Here is a 17,877-nt window from a genome sequence, read left to right on the forward strand (position 1 = left end):
ATTAATGACAGATGGAATGGTCATTGCACCTTAATTCATTAAAAGATAAAAATTAAACGTAACGTTTTTAAAGTATTAAAATATGAATCACGATAATATAACAATTAAACACGATCAACAGCACCATATGTTCTTTATCAAACTAAATGGTGGTGCAGCACATCTTAAGTATGATAAGCCGAAGGAAAATGTTGTAAACATAAAAGAAACTTATGTGCCTACATCAGCACGTAACCTTGGACTGGCAAGTCAACTGGTGAAACACACCATTAAATTGGCCAATTCTCAAAATCAGAAAGTGGTAGCATCATGTCCTTTTGCTGCTGATTACATGAAAAAACAAGCGGTACTAGCTAGTGAATTAATGATTTTACAAGCTGAGAAGAGGTCATAATCATTTTAAAGGAAGTTTTAAGTCTTCCTTTTTTTTATGCTCACTTTCAGGTTGTCAGGATACATAGTAAAAGCGAACACTTCCCTGACTTCTTTGGGATCAACTTCCAAATTGAAATCAAAATTCTTAATGAGCATTGAAATGGCCATTTTGATCTCATGAAATGCCAGATTACGACCAGGGCAGAACCTTGGACCTGCACCAAACACTTTGATAGTTAGAGGATTATGATTCTTTAAATGAGGGCATGCGTTAGGAATCCAGCGCTCAGGTATAAAAGAATCGGGCTCTGAAAAATGCTGATCTTCTGTCTGAGGTACCTTGTTCTGCATCATCACTGTCATACCTTTTTTGATCTCATAGTTTTTGATAGTTACATCCTCAAGTGCCTGCATGTACAGGTTGGGAGTTACGGGCTTCAACCTCATTACCTCCATGGCAACGGCTTCGGTATATTTTAAAGCCGTCAATTGCTCATTAGTTGAAGGAAGAGAATCTTCACCGAGCACTTCCTGAATTTCCTTCCTAAGCTTTTCTACCACCTTTTCATTTTGGCACAAGTAGTAGATAATCCATGAGATAGAATTGGAAGTAGTATCCTCTCCAGCCAGCAGAATGGTAAAAACATTGCCAAAGACTTCTTTATCCGATAATCCACCTTCCTTTTCCTGTTCAACTAAAAGCGCTTCAAGAAAATTGGTTGGGTTTTCTCTAAGCTCTGGATGGTTGGCAAGGCGCTCCTTAGCCTCATCTATAAATCGCTGCACGAAGGCTTCAATTTCTATTAATGCATTTTCAAATTCCTTATCATCTTTTGATCTGATCAAACGCCACATCGGTATAGGTGAGGTGATCCTTTTATTGATCATTGGAAAGATCTTCTCCAGATGAGTTTGTATTACATCTCCATCTTTTTCCAATGTATTGATATCGTACCCAAAAGCAATATTCGTGGTGATGTCTACTGTATAACGCATCATCTCTTTTTGTATATCTACCACTTCACCTGATTGTCTATTCCAACGGTTCATCAATCGCTCAGTAACTTTATGCAGGGTGGGCAAAAAGCTTTGTACATTCTTTAAGTTAAGCGCCTCTGAGGTAAGCTTGCGGTGATGTTTCCATTGTTCACCTTCGGCATTAAAAAGGCCAATAATCCCAACCTCTTCCATGATCTCGTTGATCTTGAAGAACCTTCTGAATTTATCGGGGCGACTTTTCAGAATTTCATTGTTCAAGTCAGCATTACCAGAAACCATAAACTTCTTGCCTGCCAAGCTAATTCTCAATACTGGACCAACGTCATTCACCCACTTTTCAAGAACAGTATGTTTCTCGTTGGCTGCAAATTCTTTGAGGTTACCAAATATGGGTTTTCCTTTTGGGGCTGGAAGGTCTTTGAAGTTGATGATTTTGGACATGAGGTAAAGATAAGGACTTTGGCAAAACCTGTATTGATGATTGAAAACTTCCTAAAATCTGAATTTTGTATCAGAACTAATTTACCCCTTACTCGCCAAAATACTTGTTAATAAATGCACTGTTCAAACTGCTCTCAATCTGGTTTTCCTGATTGTCAGGGAGCTCCCAAAGGAAATCAAGCCCACTAAGCTGCTCAATTTCATCAATGGTCTTTTTATGATCTTTGATCTTATCACTTCTGGGTGTATCCTGATCGAAGAAGAAAGCCGCTACGCTAATGTTGCTGCCTTCCTGAATACATATAATTTTCCAGTAACCACTGGGCACTTTGTGAGTTTCATTGGCATTTGGAAGTGAGGGCATTATTCTCTGATAAACCGGTCCGGTCATAACGTACACCTCTAACACATCCCTAACGAGCTCACGAACTTTATCTTCCAGTCGCTTCCATGGCCCCTGGTTTAAAGCTGATTTTTGAGGAGTGATATTGCTTAAATAATTGGTATGTGCTGCATGTCTGGAACCTTTAAATGAAGCAAGAGGTGCCTGGTGACCTCTTTCATAGCCATGCGCATTATTTGCTCCTTGATAATCATTTTCATCATTCCGTTCTGGTTCCAACGTTTCTTCGTCAGCAAGCCATGGGTCGGCTTTCCAGACTCGATCAACCGTTAAATCACCATCAACTTCATGCATTGACAATCTGTAGGCTACCCAATCAGCAAATTTGGTGTCGTCATTATTAGAAAGTGCATAAATGTCTCTGATAATCAGATCGTTGGAGGCTGGTGTTCCGAACGGATAACCATAAAAGAAATGCTCGCAATGTATTTCTTGTCTGGGCTGGCCAACTGACAGTTGTGCAGAAAATATAAAAAGGCAGATGTAGAGTGATTTCATAAGATTATAACATCGGGTTTAATTGTATTGTAATATACAATCCTTCTCCGAAGAGATTATATTCCGAATGTTATAAATCCGTTAAATCACGCTTTCAATCTTTGAAAGGAAATTTTACAGTGAAAACAACTCTTGCGGAATGGCATGGAAGCCCGTTTTTTGCACCACTTTTTCTACATCATCAACTTTTACCAATGCTGATGTGTAAACAGTAAGTTCTATCGGGAAAATACTGCGGTCAATTACGACATCTTTTATCCCTTTGATTTTTAAAATTTCAGATTTAATGTACTCTAAATCTTCATCCTTTTTTGCGTCAGTTCCGAAAACTTTTCCATGGTCTCCCGGAATTACATTATCTTTTAAAAAGCCCATATTTATTAATTTAAGTTTGAAAATTATAAATAGAGCAAAGACCTTAATTAGGTATTTGTTCAGATAATATAATTTAATAAAAAATGAAGAAAAACGGGCTATATTAACTGATATTTCAAGCAACAAAGAAGCTATTAATTAAACATGAAAAACATATTAAAACTTGAAGAGGCGGGCTTATTCTTACTAGCAATTGTATATTATTATACACAATTGGACTTTAGTTGGGGTTGGTTTTTGGGGCTATTTTTTGTGCCAGATTTAGCATTTACCTTCGTAATAATTAGTAAGAGAGTAGCAACTGCAGCTTATAATTTTATGCATCATAGAGGTGTAATGGCTCTGGTAATCATTATTGGCTTCTTAATAAATGACGATATGGTTATAATGTTTGGAATTGTCTTTATGGCTCACTCATGCTTTGATCGTGTATTGGGGTACGGACTTAAATATTATGATAATTTTGACCATACTCACCTAGGGTGGACAGGTAAGAGTAAGCATAAAAATCAATGATCTTTTTAGGGCTTATGTCATTATTTTTTCTACTCTTTTTCTAATTCCTGTGGCATATTGAGGGCAGTAAATACCTCAGTAAAGATTTCAACTTTGTCGGCCAGAACTATCAACTTGTCGTTAGCCTCTATCTTGGTTGAGCCATTTGGTGTTATGTAGCTGTCATCCCTTCTAATCATTGCAATGATGGCATTTTTAGGAAACCCAAGCTCAACAATTTTTTTATCTACAGCGAAACCATCAGCGCTGATAAACACCTCTCGCATTTCGGCTTTCGGGTTTTCAGTTAATAGCAAGTCAGTGGCAGACAGTGGTTTTGCTTTTTCTGGCAACGCGACATGAAGCCATTTTGCAACTACGGAAAGTGTGGTACCCTGAATTAAAATGGAAATTACTGATATGAAAAACACAATGTTAAAGATCATATTAGCCTTGTCAATACCAGCGAGCAGCGGGTAGGTGGCAAATACAATAGGCACAGCTCCTCTAAGGCCAACCCAAGAGATATAAAAGCGCCTTCGCAGTTTCATTTTAAAAAAGCATAAGCTAAGAAAAACGCTAATAGGACGGGCAATAATAATCTGGAAAAGTGAGATAAGCAGTCCAATACCAATGATAGGGACAATCTGTGTTGGAAAAACCAGCAATCCTAAAGTAAGGAAGAGTACGATTTGCATTAACCATGCTAAACCATCATACATTTTTAAAATCGTCTTTTTGTGAATCAGGTCTTGATTACCCAAATAAACGGCACAAATATAAATGGCCAGAAAGCCATTACCACCAACAAAATTTGTAGCCGAGAAGGTGATAAACATCAGTGCTATAACGAGCACTGGATACAGCCCTTCAAAATCCAGCCTGATATTATTTATGATCCATTTACTAAGCTTTCCAAAGCCAAAACCAGCAATTCCACCTAAAATCATTTGCTGTAAGAAGAGGGGGATAATTGAAAAAACACTTTGATCTTGGTTGATGACCAATGTTAAAAATGCAATGGTGAGCACATAAGCCATTGGATCATTACTACCACTTTCCAGCTCAAGTGTTGGCCTGAGGTTGGTCTTTAGTGCCAGACTTTTAGATCGTAATATAGAAAAAACGGCAGCAGCATCTGTGGAGGATACAATAGATCCAAGCAGCATGCTTTCATAAATTGTAAAATCGGTTATTAACCATACAAAAGCACCCAGTGTAAGCGCTGTGAACAAAACGCCAAGAGTTGATAACACAATCCCTTGCCTGAGAATTGGTTTTACCGACTTCCAATTTGTGTCCAACCCACCGGAGAATAAAATGAAGTTAAGAGATACTACACCTATAAATTGTGCAATAGCTGGATTGTCAAAGTGGATACCACCTATACCATCGGAGCCAGCCAGCATGCCAATGGTTAAGAAAAGTAAAAGAGTAGGAACCCCAAATTTATAGGACGTTTTGCCCGCAACAATGCTTATTAAAAGCAATATTGAACCGACCAAAACTATGTTCTCTATAGTTAGATTCATATTTTAACTTGCTGTGGTGTTTAACCAGATGGCACTTTACACCAAGTTAACTAGAAAAAGGACGTAGAAATGTTATTAAAACATTAATAATAGTCGGCTTACCATTAATATTATTTACTCGGCCTACTACTCATATAGTAAGTTAGCTTACCACCTTTCATAATCTGTTCGTGAGTAATGTATCTGTTGTTAAGTGCTGCACCATTCAATTCTATTTTCTTTACAAACACATTTTTATCACTTTGGCCTTTGGCTTCAATTTCAAAGGTTTTTCCATTATCTAAACGTAAAGTGGCACTTTTTATAGCCGGGCTTCCGAAGTAGTATTTATCAGACCCAGGTGCTACAGGGTAGAAACCCATAGCACTGAATAAATACCAGGCACTCATTTGGCCAAAATCATCATTACCACCTAGTCCGTTAGAGGCTGGCTTGTACATGGCTTTCAGGATCATTCTTACTTTGTCCTGAGATTTCCACGGTGCATCAGTCCAGTTGTATAAGTACACTACATGGTGAGATGGCTCATTGCCATGAACATAGTTGCCTATAATGCCATCTCTTGAAATATCTTCTGTATCTGCGAAATACTTGTCTGGCAGCTCCATAGAGAATAGCGAATCAAGGTGCTGGGTAAACTGAGTCTTACCACCCATCATGTCAATCATAGTAGCAGGATCATGAGGCACATACAAGCTGTAATTCCATGAGTTGCCTTCAATAAATCCTTGCCCGTGTGTGTTTAAAGGATCAAAATCTGCTTTCCATGATCCATCATCTAGCTTAGGGCGCATAAAGCCTAGTTTGGCATCATATACATTTTTGTAATGCTCAGATCGCTTCATGAAAGTGTTGTAAATATCTTCTTCACCAAGTTTCTTGGCCATTTGTGCAATACACCAGTCATCATAGGCAAACTCCAATGTTTTAGAAACGGAAGAACCACTTTTATCTTCAGGCACATAGCCTTTGTCAATATAATAACCCAGACCATCGAAGTACCTGGTGTTGGCAGTTTGTATACAGGCATCCAGTGCTCTTTTTACATCAAAATCAGCATTGCCTTTAATGACTGCATCGGCAATAACCGGAACACTGTGATACCCGATCATGCACCAGTTTTCATTGGCATAGTGCGACCAGATAGGTAGCATTTTATGTACACTTTGATCATAGTGCGCTAGCATAGATTCTATCATCTCCTGATTCCGCTTGGGCTGAAAAATATTGAAAAGAGGGTGGAGGGCCCGGTAAGTATCCCATAAAGAAAAGCTGGTGTAATTAATGAATCCATCAGCTTTATGAATGTTTTGATCCAAACCTTTGTACTGACCATCAACATCCATATATACTGTTGGCCCTAAAAATGAGTGGTACATAGCAGTGTAAAAGTTGGTCATTTCTCCCGCACTACCGGCATCAACAATCGCTTTGCTCAATTCCTTATTCCATTGATTTTGTGTCTGTTTCTTTACTGCTTCAAAATCCCAATTTGGAGTTTCAGCATACATGTTTTTAAGAGCGCCTTCGGTACTTACTGAAGACAGCGAGAACTTAATTTTAATCTTTTCTCCCTCTGCTGTATCAAAATCAAAATGGGCTCTTATCTTCTCATTAGCTGCTTCAGGGAAGTTATTTTCCTGATCAAAACGTCTCCAAAAGCCCTTATATACATGCTTCTCATTACTTTGCAGTCCATAGGATTTAAAGGGCTTGCTGAAAGCCATGGCAAAATAAACCGTTCTTGTTCGCGCCCAGCCGTTAGATTGTCTGTAACCTGTAATGAGTGTGTCATTTTCTACCCTAACAAAAGTCCAGGTATTTTTCTCATCATAGTTATAAATACCATGCATCAGGTCAAGAATGATGTGTGCATCTTTTGATTCAGGGAAAGTGTACTGATGCATGCCCACTCTGGTGGTAGCCGTTAGCTCGGCAAGTATGTTATGGTCATCAAGCTTTACCATATAGTACCCGGCTTCTGCTTTTTCATTGTCATGAGAATAGGCAGAGCGAAAACCACTCTCTGGCTTATCTGCTGTACCAGGGTTCATTTGCAATTGGCCAGTAGTTGGCATCACTAAGAAATCACCTAAATCAGAATGGCCAGTGCCGCTGAAGTGGGTGTGGCTAAAGCCTACAATGGTAGGATCATCATATTGATAGCCAGCGCAGTATTTATAAACATCTGGATTGTATTTACCATTGACCGCATAAGGGATGGTATCCGTATCAGGACTTAGTTGTACCATGCCAAATGGAGCCGTTGCTCCCGGGTAGGTATGGCCCATTCGGGCGGTGCCTATCATTGGGTCTACATACTTTACCAGATTTGGGGTAGCATTTTGTGCGAGTGCCACAATGCATACTGATAAATGGATTAAACTGAAACCGATGATTTTCTTAAGCATAATAATGATCTTTTACTTTTGGTTAGAGAAAGAATATGGATAGCTCTCTTTACTAGTTCCTCTTGTTTTATTGGGAGTATTCGTCATTTCAAAATTTAACTTTCCTCCTTTCATTAGTTCTTCGTGAATAAGATAATTTTGAGTGTATTCCTTACCATTGAACATCAGTTTTTGTACATAGCGATTATCATCACTATTATCTGGAGCCGTAATTTCAAGCGTGTTGCCATTTTCCAATTGTATTGTTGCCTTCTCAAATAGGGGAGCACCTAGCACATACTCATTAACTGATGGACATACAGGGTAGAATCCTAGCGCTGAGAATATGTACCAGGCTGAAGTTTGTCCATTGTCTTCATCACCACAATAGCCATCTGGGGTAGGTTGGTACATCCTGTTCATAGTTTCACGGGCCCAGTATTGCGTTTTCCAAGGGGCGCCAGCATAATTGTACAAATAGATCATGTGCTGTATCGGCTGGTTGCCATGAGCATATTGACCCATATTAGCAATTTGCATTTCACGAATCTCATGGATAACACCACCATAGTAGCTATCATCAAATATTGGTGGCAGTTCAAAAACTGAATCCAGCTTAGCAACAAAATTCTCTTCACCGCCCATAAGATCAACCAGACCTTGAACATCATGAAATACAGACCAGCTGTAATGCCAACTGTTGCCTTCGGTAAAGGCATCACCCCATTTAAAAGGGTTGAATGGCGATTGGAACTTGCCGTCTTTATTTTTCCCTCGCATTAACCCAGAAGCAGGATCAAACAGGTTTTTGTAATTCTGGCTTCTCTTGGCATATAGGTCAATCTCTTCCTGAGGTTTGTTGAGGGCTTTTGCCAGCTGATATATGGAGAAGTCATCATAAGCATATTCCAATGTGCGGGCAGCATTTTCGTTAATCTCTACATCATACGGAACATAGCCCAATTCATTATAGTATTTCACACCTGCTCGTCCCACCGCAGTCATAGGTCCTTCATTATTTGCTCCATGGACTAAAGCTTCATAGAGTGTTTCAATATCATAACCTCTCAATCCTTTGATGTAAGCTTCCGCCACCACCGAGGCAGAGTTATTACCAACCATGATATTAGCATAGCCAGGACTCGACCATTCAGGAAGCCAGCCACCTTCTTTGTAATCATTGATCAGTCCTTCCTGCATTTCTTTGTTGATGCTCGGGTAAACCAGATTTAAGAATGGGTATAGGGCTCTGAAGGTGTCCCAGAAACCAGTGCCACCAAACATATACCCAGGTAAAACTTCACCAGTATAGGGACTCCAGTGCATAATGTCTCCACTCTGAGTAATTTCATAAAGTTTATTAGGAAAGAAAAGTGTTCGGTACAAACAAGAATAGAATGTACGCATCTGATCAATTGATCCACCTTCTACTTTTATTTTTCCAAGTTTATCATTCCACAGTTCAGCGGCCTTTCGTTTAGTAGTTTCAAAGTCATCATTACCAAGCTCAGAAGTAAGGTTGTATTCTGCCTGTTCAAAACTGATAAATGAAGAAGCCACTTTAGCATTAATTACCTGTCCCTTTTTAGTTTTAAAACCAACTACTGCTCCGGCATGATTGGCCTCCATTTCTGCTTGCCCTTTGGCTAAGTCATTGCCACTCCAGGTATTTATATTATCAAATGGCTGATCAAACTTGATGACGAAGTAGTTTTTAAAGTTCTTGTATTCGCCACGGTGATACCTTACTGTGTAGCCAATAATTTTGTTTTCTTCTGGAATAATCTTGACGTAAGTACCTCTATCAAAGGCATCTACCACTATAAAAGCACTGTCTGACTTGGGGAATGTAAATCGGAATTGAGCAGCTCTTTCTGTTGGGGTGAATTCAGTGGTTACATCATGGTCGGCAAGGTAGACACTATAATAGTGAGGTTTAGAAATCTCAGCTTTATGTGAAAACCAGCTGGCTCGATCATCCTGATTGAACTTCAGTCCGCCAGTTACAGGCATTATGGCAAACTGACCATAATCATTCATCCATGGAGAAGGTTGATGAGTCTGTTTAAAACCCCTGATCTTGGTTGCATCATAAGTATAAGCCCAGCCATGACCCATTACCCCAGTCTGAGGTGTCCACATGTTCATTCCCCAGGGCACACCTACGGCAGGGTAGGTGTTACCATTAGATAATGAAATTTCTGAATCGGTACCCATTAGAGGGTTAACATAATCGACCAGTGCTATGCTGGATTCAGAGGGTACGGTTTGTAATTCATTTTTAGCGCATGACCCAAGAAGGACTGCGATGGAAAGTAGTGAGAAAATGTATTTCATGGAATTGTATAAATATTCTTATTGCTGAATGTTAAGTTAGACTAATTCGGTTGTATTTCATTTTTAGCAACCCCTTCAAATGTCATTTTTACTGGTTTGATTGTGCCATCAGGGTTAAAATACAGACTATCGATACAAGTCACTCTGTGGTCACGGGCTTCATTTGGAATTGGCCTGCGGTGATAGACAATATACCAATTGTCAGTATTAGGAGTGTTGATGACTGAGTGATGACCTGCCCCAGTAGCTACTGTGGTATCACTTTCCAGAATAGTACCTATCCGCTCAAATGGGCCAGTGACCTTATCGGCCATGGCATAGGCAACTTTATAGCTGCCATTGGTCCAGCCACCTTCAGACCACATCAGATAATATTTACTGTTTCTAATAAACATGAAGGGGCCTTCTACATAACCTTCGGGAGTTATTTCTTTGAACAAAGAGCCGTCTTCCCAGGGTGTGAATCCTGTAAAATCATCATTAAGGATGGCCATATTGCAGTGTCTCCAGCCGCCATAAAAGATATAGTAAGTATCATCAACGTCCTTAAATACAAATTGATCGATAGGCTGAGCTTCATTTTCGAATGTCGATATCAAAGGTTTGTTTAAATAATCTTTGAAAGGGCCACCTGGAGAAGAAGCTACTGCAATACCTATACCACCAGTGTGATTGATGGTGTCTGTTTCGTCCCAATAAGGGCCACCAGGCTTTTGCACATCGTTGGCTGAAAAGAAGAGATAGTAAGATGAATCTTTGGCAATAATAGCAGGTGCCCACATGGCTTGTCGAGCCCATTTAATAATGGATGTATCTAAAACATGCTCGTGTTTTTGCCAAGATACCAAGTCAGGAGAAGAAAAGGCATCGAAAAACACCTGCTTTTCATACTCAGAAGAATAGGTAGGAAAGATCCAATATTGATTATCCAATACAGCGCCTTCTGGGTCAGCATACCATCCTTCAAACAAAGGATTACCAGAAGTTGGAATTGTCTCCTTTTCTTCTTTCGGACTGGTGGAACAACCTATTATTAAAGATGTAAACACAACAAGGGGTAGGAAAATCTTCATTATCAAATAAAGGGGTTATTGGAATTTAATATTAGATAAAAGTAAGAGGTATTCCTCCAATAATTTTATGGATGGGGACTTGTCACTTATTCTAAGATAGTTTAAAAGCCATTAAACCCCCACCAGTGAACATCGAGCCCATTATACCCATCAGTACGATAATAAACCACCGATCCCAGAATTCATTGACCAATGCTTTGGAGGGTTTCTCCGGATCTATCAGTATTTCAACCTCCTCACCTTCATCATAATCAGGACTTGAAGAACTCACATCGCTGGTATGTTCATACTCTTGCCCCTGATATTCATATTTAAAAATGCTGCTGTACATTAAGGTTGATCCACCATCATCATCTGAGCTATAGTGTGTGTCAAAACCTATTACTTTTCCATTCACCGAAACGGCATTTTGAGCAAATTTATAGTTGCTATAGAAGATGTAAATACACACTGAAAGCATAACAAGACCAAAAAACATAAAAACCCCACCAATCCACTTCCCAATTTTGGAGTCCTTCATCATATGCTTTGAGCCATGTTTCATTGTTTTGAACATGGCCGCGGCTGGCGATTGCTCAACAGTTTTGTCCAACTTTTCTGTGAGTTGGAGGGCCTCTTCGGCAGAAAGCCCCAATGTATCTTGCAGATACCTTACGGCTTCTAATTCCTCGCCTGCAATTAGTAGAGCTTCAAGGTGTTTTTGTTGATCAAGGGATAGGGTCATGATTATATTGATTTAACGTTTCATATGATCATAAAACATCAATATAATAGGTGGAAATTGAAATGCCTAATGGGAGTGTTGTATATGAAAGTTCTAAAAATACAGAAGCTAAGCGCTGATAATGTATTTACTTCTGTTAAGATGTTTTATCATTCTTGCCTCAAAGAATTAACAGGAATAGATACAACTGAAGTATTAAAAGATGATTCCAATCAATAATTCGAAAGTTTGATACATTTAAAACAGTCTTAATTATCAAATTACAATATTGTTAATAATAAGGTCTACATTAATTATTGTTGATTTTTTAAGTTTAATGGATGCTAATTGTAATATTACATAAACGGTAATGTTTCATTAATTACTTATTTCTTCTTTTGTATTGACAAATTTATAACTGCATTATGAAAGGCATTAATCTTGTTTTGGCATTCAGGTTCTTTAAAAAGGATAAACTCTTTACAATTATTAACTTGCTTGGTTTGAGCATTGCAATTGCCTGCATCTATTTTATAGCGCTTTTTGTTAATGATGAATTATCATTTGATAATTATCATCAGAATAATGTTTACAGAATAGCGCTGGAGAGGTTTTTTCCAAATGCGCAATCTAGTTATGCCACAACACCTCAGCCTCTAGGCTATACCATGCAAAGGGAGTTTTCTGAAGTACAGCAAACCAGTAGGGCTTTACCAATAGCGAATTTCCGTTTTGAAAATGAGGTGAAGGATATTTCATTTTTGGAAGAGGATGTACTTGCAGTGGACTCTAACTTTCTGGAAATGCTGTCGATACCCATTAAGGCGGGAGAGCTGACGGCACTTGAGGAGCCGTTTAATATGGCTGTCACTGAGGAAATGGTGATTAAATATTTTGGTACTGATCAGGTACTTGGGCAAAAGATGCTGGTTAATGACACTGCAGAATATACTATCACTGCAGTGGTTGAAGATGTATCAAGAAGATCACACCTTGAATTTGATTTCCTCCTTTCGTGGGAGTCGTTTTCATTTGATCAGTTTAGTGCGTTTGAATGGGTGTCATACAATACCTATAACTACATAAAGCTTAATGATGGAGTTGATCCAAGGGAGTTTGAAAAGCTATTTCATACCGTAGTGGTTAAATATGTTGGCCCACCGGTTGAAGCTTATTTAGGTAAGACTATTGAAGAATATGAGGCAGCTGGAAATATCCATAACTTCTATTTGCAGCCTTTAAGCAGTATCCATTTAAATAGCAATCTTCAGTTCGAAATGAAGCCCAATGGAGATATGCAATATGTGATTCTTTTTTCGATAATAGGGATTTTCATTTTGGCTATAGCCTCCATCAATTTTACCAATCTCTCAACCGCCAGATCTATCAGAAGGGCCAAAGAAGTAGGCATCAGAAAAACGTTGGGTTCTACAAAGCAAGGCTTGTTTATCCAGTTCTTTACAGAGTCCACCATATTGTGCACTGTATCAGGAATTGTCGGCTTTATCCTCTTTAGTTTGCTGTTGCCACAGTTTAATACTTTGGCAGGAAAGGAATTGTCTATAGAGCAGATCGATTGGCTGGTTTATGGGCCAGTGTTTGTTATTATTATATTTCTTGTCAGCCTATTTTCGGGTTCTTATCCTGCTGTTTTTATATCATCTTTCAATGTAGTTAAGATACTTAAAGGTCAGGTTACAAAAGGTAAGAGCAACAATATCTTAAGAAATACCTTGATCATTCTTCAATTCAGTATTTCCATTTTTCTGATTATTGGCACATTGATTGTCAATAAGCAGGTTGACTTTTTAATCAATAAAAAGCTGGGCTTTAAGAAGGAGCAGCTGTTGACAATTAACGATACTAATCTTCTTGGAAGCTCTTTCTTGTCATTTAAAAATAGCATCGAGCAAATGTCTGGAGTCAATGAGGTTTCAGCTTCATTTCACGTTCCAGGCAGACAGGTTTCAGGTCTTACTTTTGAGGCGATAGGACGGCCATCTACAGAGCGCTACCAGTGTGGGCAAATTACCGGGGATAAGAATTTTATCAATACTTATGGGCTTGAGATTGTTGCAGGAAGAGGTTTTGAAGAGCAGAGAAATGATTCATTAAATGTGATTATTAATGAAACAGCGGCTAATGAAATAGGCTGGGAGAATCCAATCGGCCAGAAGATAAGGCCTACCACTGCAGGAGAGGTTGAGATAATAGGCGTTATAAAAGACTTTCATTTCAATTCATTGCACGAACGAATAAGACCATTGATAATGTTTGGTGTTGATCTTGAAAATCTGACGAACAGGAATATTACTCCTCCGGTAATTACAGTTCAATTTGAACCTGGTATTGATATTCAAAAGACCATTGCTGATATTACCAAGCTATGGGAGGAACGGGTGACTGACGAGCAGATTGACTACTCATTTCTAAATCTGGAATATGATGAGCTTTACAGGTCAGAGAGGCGTTTTGGAGATATCTTTTTGACTTTTGCTGTCATAGCCATATTTATTGCCCTTATCGGGTTAATTGGATTATCATCATTTTTCGCCATTCAAAAAACCCGGGAAATAGGTATTAGAAAAGTGTTGGGTGCTTCGGTAAACAGCCTCATATTTATTATGTCCAGAGATTTTGTGAAGTTGCTTTTGGTTGCTAATCTGATTGCATGGCCTGCGGCTTACTATGTGCTTAAAGATTGGTTGCAACAGTACCCTTATGACGTTAGTATCTCATTAGATATCTTCATATTGGCCGGTACTGTTTCGTTGGCTCTTGTATTAATTACTACTGGATATCAGTCTGTGAAGTCCGCTGTGGCAAATCCCGTGAAGTCGATTAGAACGGAGTAGGAAATGGAGTTTGTTAATTGCCCATATGGTGGTTAGCGTCCTGAACTTTAAAAGGTAACAATTATTTTATGCAGCAAAGAAATCCTTTAAGGCAACACTGCCTTTTGTATGTGATTGCAGTTTTAATACTATCAACACACCTGAATGGTTATGCCCAGGTTCAGGAATCTTATGATCAATATCGTGTAACTATCGATTTAGTGAATGTAGTTAATGATAGGGTCAAGGTGGATATTAAGACGCCTAAAATGGATACGCCAGAAGTCACATTCATTATGCCAAAAATCATTCCCGGTACTTATGAGGAAAATAATTACGGGAGATTTATTCATGATTTTAAGGCCTTAGATAAAGAAGGTAACGAAATTGATGTTGAAACGGCAAGTCTTAATGAATGGATAATCAAGCGTGCTGACAAGTTGCATAATATTAGTTATTGGGTTGATGATACTTTTGAAGCCTCTGATGGTAAGAAGGTTTTCGAGCCTGCCGGTTCAAATATTCAGGAAGGCGAAAATTTTTTACTCAACTTTCATGCTGTTGTGGGTTATTTAAAGGGAGCCACAAAGCGGCCCTATAACTTGTCCATTACTTACCCGGAAGGTTTTGAGGTATATACGGCTTTACCTATCATATCCAGTGCTAACAATAGGCATTATTTCAATCTCAAAAATTATGATTATCTGGTAGATAGTCCCATAATGTATTCAAAACCTAATAGCACCAATTTTAAGGTGGATAATATGGACGTGATGCTGTCCATTTATTCTCCAAGTGGTAGGCATAAAGCGAATGACTTGAAAGCAGGAGTGGAGCGTACAATTGCAGCCAGTCGGGAGTATTTAGCAGACCTTAATCAGACAGATAGATATGCTATTCTGGTTTATTTGTACTCAGAAGATTTCAAACCTTCATCACCAAATGTTGAAGGTGCATTGGAACATCGGGAGTCAACAGTTTTGTTTCTTCCCGAGAAGCTTTCTTCTGGAGAGATTGCTGAAACCATTAATGGGGTAGTAACCCATGAATTTTTCCACACAGTTATTCCGCTCAGTATACATTCTGAAGAGATCCATTATTTCAATTATCTAACACCCAAAATGTCAAAACATTTATGGCTCTATGAAGGAGTGACCGAGTACATTGCTCAAATGGCTCAATTAAAGGCAGGACTTATTACACAGGATCGTCTCCTGGTCAGAATCACCAATAAGCTTGAAAATTCTAAAAAATTTAAGGATGACATCTCTATGGTGGAGTTAAGTGAGCATATGTTAGACAAACAGTATGGCAACCAATTCTTCAATGTTTACATGAAGGGTGCGTTAATCGGTTTGTGTTTGGATATATTGATCAGGGAACAGTCAGTAGGAGAAAAAGGCATTATTGATCTGTTAAAATCGCTCGCTGTTAAGTATGGACCAGAGAGACCATTCACAGATGATCAACTATTTGATGTTATCTCTGAGCTTACTTTTCCAGAAATAGAGGAGTTCTTTAATCAATATGTAATTGGCAGCGCCCCAATTCCTTACAACGACATTCTTGCAAAGGTAGGAGTAATTTATGAGTCACCTTCAATAAGGAAATTTATATTGATTGGTGGTCAGGTTCAATATGATGCCCAGAAGCAGCTATTTCAGGTTGATAAGTTCGACTCAAAATTCGCCAAAGAGTTGGGTTTGAAGACCAAAGATTATCTAGTGGCATATAATGGTGAAAAAATAACTTTAGACAATGTTAGGAGTCTTTTGGTTGAGCAAGTTGCAGAAATCAAGGAAGGGGAAAGTATTTCGCTCACTGTTTTAAGAAAGGGCAAAGAGGTTGAATTAAACTTGAAAGCTTTCTATGAAGAAGTGCCGTTTAAAGGTTTTGCTTTCGATAAATCCGCTGACGAGGAAGTAATTAAAATTAGAAAGGCATGGCTGAGTGCTAATTGAAGGGTTAAGAAGGTTAAAAACTAAAATCCTGTTCTTCAAAGAGTCTTTTTATTTCAAGAAGCGCTGCTTCATAATCAGCATCGTTATTTATAGCCCCGTTGCTTATTCTTATATAAGGTAGTTGGGGCAGGTCTTCATTTAAAAAGATGTCGCTATTACGAACTAAAATGCCATTCTCAAATGCAAGTTGGGCAAATTGGGCATTGGCCCACGAGTTAGGCAGTTTGAGCCACCTGAAGGGGCAATATTTGAGCGATGCGTTTGGTGCTATATCGAACACATCATCAAAGCACTTATTTCTTAGTTCAAGCAATTTTTTTCGCTCTTCAACTATTTTGTCGGCCCTTCCAGAGGTTATTAAATTGGTGCATATTTCTAATAAGATTTGAGAGTGTGTCCAATTGTATAGTTTAAACTGATTTTCTATTTTTTTTATATTGTTGTTGCTACCTACTACAATTGAGCTAGAAAGGGCCGGGTTTAGTGGGAAATAAGTACCGGTAACATAAATGGCAATTTCCGGATTCATTTCGTAGTATGGATTTACTACATTGTCATAGAATTTATCCGTTCTACCATCTTCTAAAATAATGATATTATACCTTTCGCATACTTTCACAATTTCTTGTTTGCGGTTCTTAGACGTTACCATCGTTGTAGGCATATGGAAAGTAGGCTGGGTTACCAGTATTTTGGGCTGATGAAGCTTAATTTTTTCTTCAAGATCCTTAGGGTCAATACCAAGATTATCAATCTTCACTGGTGCCAGTGTTCTTTTGCTCTGAAGTATCTGGTCTTTGGTTATCCTGTCGCCAATTTGCTCAATCAAGATGTTGTCACCTGCTTCGGTGAATGTATTTATAATAGTGTTAACAGCTGATACCTCGGACATCAGCAACGTTGCTTCAGACGTAGTTATATTGCCAAAGCCCAGAGGTTTAATCCAGTCGATAAAGGACTGTTTTTGATGTTCCGTTCCGCAATTATTAAAGTCATTTAGCTTGTAGAAGAAGTCTGGACTACTTGACGCCTCTTTGATTCCTGATAAGAGGTTGAGCTGTATTGTATGATTAAATAGTTCGCTTGTTCTGAAATGGCCTAAATTGTATTTGTAGGGAGTTTTGCTTTCTGTATAAAGGAAGTTTTTGTACTCACTAGTAATATCGCTAACGAACGTCCCTCGTCCTATTTCACCACTCAGATACCCCATGTGCTCAAGCTCTTTAAAAGCTTTTGTAATAGTACCAATAGAAACATTAAGTCTTTTTGATAAATCTCTTTGAGTGGGAAGTAGTTCTCCTGATTTAAGTATGCCACTATCTATGGCGTCAACTATGTATTGTATTAAATGGAGGAATTTTTTCCTGTCAGACTGTTTAAACTTCTTATCCCACATAGCACGTCATATGATACTTCTATTTAAGCTTTAATTATAACCTAATTAGGTGTAAAGTCCTATAA

At 38.5% G+C, this 17,877-nt stretch carries 13 protein-coding genes; 4 read left to right on the plus strand and 9 right to left on the minus strand.

The window, feature by feature from the left end:
• The first annotated feature begins 82 nt into the window (after nucleotides 1-82).
• Nucleotides 83-394, plus strand: a complete 312-nt coding sequence (locus E1140_RS08460; RefSeq protein WP_155181694.1) for a GNAT family N-acetyltransferase — start codon at nucleotides 83-85, stop codon at nucleotides 392-394.
• Between the two features lie 17 nt (nucleotides 395-411).
• On the opposite strand, the gene E1140_RS08465 is transcribed toward E1140_RS08460, so the two are convergent.
• From E1140_RS08465 to E1140_RS08475, 3 genes are all read right to left on the minus strand, one after another.
• Nucleotides 412-1,815: a cytochrome P450 gene (locus E1140_RS08465; RefSeq protein WP_155181697.1), complete on the minus strand. Its 1,404-nt coding sequence runs from the start codon at nucleotides 1,813-1,815 to the stop codon at nucleotides 412-414.
• Between the two features lie 88 nt (nucleotides 1,816-1,903).
• Nucleotides 1,904-2,716 (minus strand): DNA/RNA non-specific endonuclease, encoded by an 813-nt coding sequence (locus E1140_RS08470; RefSeq protein ID WP_155181700.1) that lies wholly within the window; start codon nucleotides 2,714-2,716, stop codon nucleotides 1,904-1,906.
• A 114-nt stretch (nucleotides 2,717-2,830) separates the two neighbouring features.
• Complete coding sequence (locus E1140_RS08475; RefSeq protein ID WP_155181703.1) at nucleotides 2,831-3,091, minus strand: heavy-metal-associated domain-containing protein; 261 nt, start codon at nucleotides 3,089-3,091, stop codon at nucleotides 2,831-2,833.
• A gap of 144 nt (nucleotides 3,092-3,235) precedes the next feature.
• On the opposite strand from E1140_RS08475, the gene E1140_RS08480 reads away from it, so the two are divergent.
• Entirely contained in the window at nucleotides 3,236-3,607 is a 372-nt protein-coding gene (locus E1140_RS08480) for a DUF4260 domain-containing protein (protein WP_155181706.1), read from the plus strand.
• Nucleotides 3,608-3,636: 29 nt separating this feature from the next.
• On the opposite strand, the gene E1140_RS08485 is transcribed toward E1140_RS08480, so the two are convergent.
• From E1140_RS08485 to E1140_RS08505, 5 genes are all read right to left on the minus strand, one after another.
• Nucleotides 3,637-5,118, minus strand: a complete 1,482-nt coding sequence (locus tag E1140_RS08485; RefSeq protein WP_155181709.1) for a potassium/proton antiporter — start codon at nucleotides 5,116-5,118, stop codon at nucleotides 3,637-3,639.
• 110 nt (nucleotides 5,119-5,228) lie between these two features.
• Nucleotides 5,229-7,529, minus strand: coding sequence for a GH92 family glycosyl hydrolase (locus tag E1140_RS08490; protein WP_155181712.1), 2,301 nt, complete (start codon nucleotides 7,527-7,529; stop codon nucleotides 5,229-5,231).
• A 12-nt stretch (nucleotides 7,530-7,541) separates the two neighbouring features.
• Entirely contained in the window at nucleotides 7,542-9,845 is a 2,304-nt protein-coding gene (locus E1140_RS08495; RefSeq protein WP_155181715.1) for a GH92 family glycosyl hydrolase, read from the minus strand.
• A gap of 41 nt (nucleotides 9,846-9,886) precedes the next feature.
• Nucleotides 9,887-10,918: a glycoside hydrolase family 43 protein gene (locus E1140_RS08500; protein ID WP_155181718.1), complete on the minus strand. Its 1,032-nt coding sequence runs from the start codon at nucleotides 10,916-10,918 to the stop codon at nucleotides 9,887-9,889.
• A gap of 91 nt (nucleotides 10,919-11,009) precedes the next feature.
• A complete protein-coding gene (locus E1140_RS08505; protein WP_155181722.1) occupies nucleotides 11,010-11,642 on the minus strand; it encodes a DUF3592 domain-containing protein in 633 nt (210 codons plus the stop codon).
• Between the two features lie 404 nt (nucleotides 11,643-12,046).
• Between E1140_RS08505 and E1140_RS08510 the strand changes: the two genes are divergently transcribed.
• A complete protein-coding gene (locus E1140_RS08510) occupies nucleotides 12,047-14,476 on the plus strand; it encodes an ABC transporter permease (RefSeq protein ID WP_155181724.1) in 2,430 nt (809 codons plus the stop codon).
• Between the two features lie 68 nt (nucleotides 14,477-14,544).
• A complete protein-coding gene (locus tag E1140_RS08515; protein ID WP_155181727.1) occupies nucleotides 14,545-16,416 on the plus strand; it encodes a M61 family metallopeptidase in 1,872 nt (623 codons plus the stop codon).
• Nucleotides 16,417-16,429: 13 nt separating this feature from the next.
• Here the strand turns inward: E1140_RS08515 and E1140_RS08520 are convergent, their stop codons facing one another.
• Nucleotides 16,430-17,812 carry an aminotransferase class I/II-fold pyridoxal phosphate-dependent enzyme gene (locus E1140_RS08520; RefSeq protein WP_155181730.1) on the minus strand — a complete coding sequence of 461 codons (1,383 nt, stop codon included), beginning with the start codon at nucleotides 17,810-17,812 and terminating at the stop codon, nucleotides 16,430-16,432.
• Between the last annotated feature and the right edge of the window lie 65 nt (nucleotides 17,813-17,877).

It is taken from the genome of Fulvivirga lutimaris, assembly GCF_009711525.1.
In the GTDB taxonomy this organism is placed as follows: Bacteria; Bacteroidota; Bacteroidia; order Cytophagales; family Cyclobacteriaceae; genus Fulvivirga; species Fulvivirga lutimaris.

Excerpts from the sequence above, each read along its gene's own strand:
- E1140_RS08465 (WP_155181697.1), bottom strand. The coding sequence starts at position 1,815 with ATGTCCAAAATCATCAACTTCAAAGACCTTCCAGCCCCAAAAGGAAAA.
- E1140_RS08475 (WP_155181703.1), bottom strand. The coding sequence starts at position 3,091 with ATGGGCTTTTTAAAAGATAATGTAATTCCGGGAGACCATGGAAAAGTT.
- E1140_RS08515 (WP_155181727.1), top strand. The coding sequence starts at position 14,545 with ATGCAGCAAAGAAATCCTTTAAGGCAACACTGCCTTTTGTATGTGATT.
- E1140_RS08485 (WP_155181709.1), bottom strand. The coding sequence starts at position 5,118 with ATGAATCTAACTATAGAGAACATAGTTTTGGTCGGTTCAATATTGCTT.
- E1140_RS08520 (WP_155181730.1), bottom strand. The coding sequence starts at position 17,812 with ATGTGGGATAAGAAGTTTAAACAGTCTGACAGGAAAAAATTCCTCCAT.
- E1140_RS08480 (WP_155181706.1), top strand. The coding sequence starts at position 3,236 with ATGAAAAACATATTAAAACTTGAAGAGGCGGGCTTATTCTTACTAGCA.
- E1140_RS08460 (WP_155181694.1), top strand. The coding sequence starts at position 83 with ATGAATCACGATAATATAACAATTAAACACGATCAACAGCACCATATG.
- E1140_RS08505 (WP_155181722.1), bottom strand. The coding sequence starts at position 11,642 with ATGACCCTATCCCTTGATCAACAAAAACACCTTGAAGCTCTACTAATT.
- E1140_RS08470 (WP_155181700.1), bottom strand. The coding sequence starts at position 2,716 with ATGAAATCACTCTACATCTGCCTTTTTATATTTTCTGCACAACTGTCA.
- E1140_RS08495 (WP_155181715.1), bottom strand. The coding sequence starts at position 9,845 with ATGAAATACATTTTCTCACTACTTTCCATCGCAGTCCTTCTTGGGTCA.
- E1140_RS08490 (WP_155181712.1), bottom strand. The coding sequence starts at position 7,529 with ATGCTTAAGAAAATCATCGGTTTCAGTTTAATCCATTTATCAGTATGC.
- E1140_RS08510 (WP_155181724.1), top strand. The coding sequence starts at position 12,047 with ATGAAAGGCATTAATCTTGTTTTGGCATTCAGGTTCTTTAAAAAGGAT.
- E1140_RS08500 (WP_155181718.1), bottom strand. The coding sequence starts at position 10,918 with ATGAAGATTTTCCTACCCCTTGTTGTGTTTACATCTTTAATAATAGGT.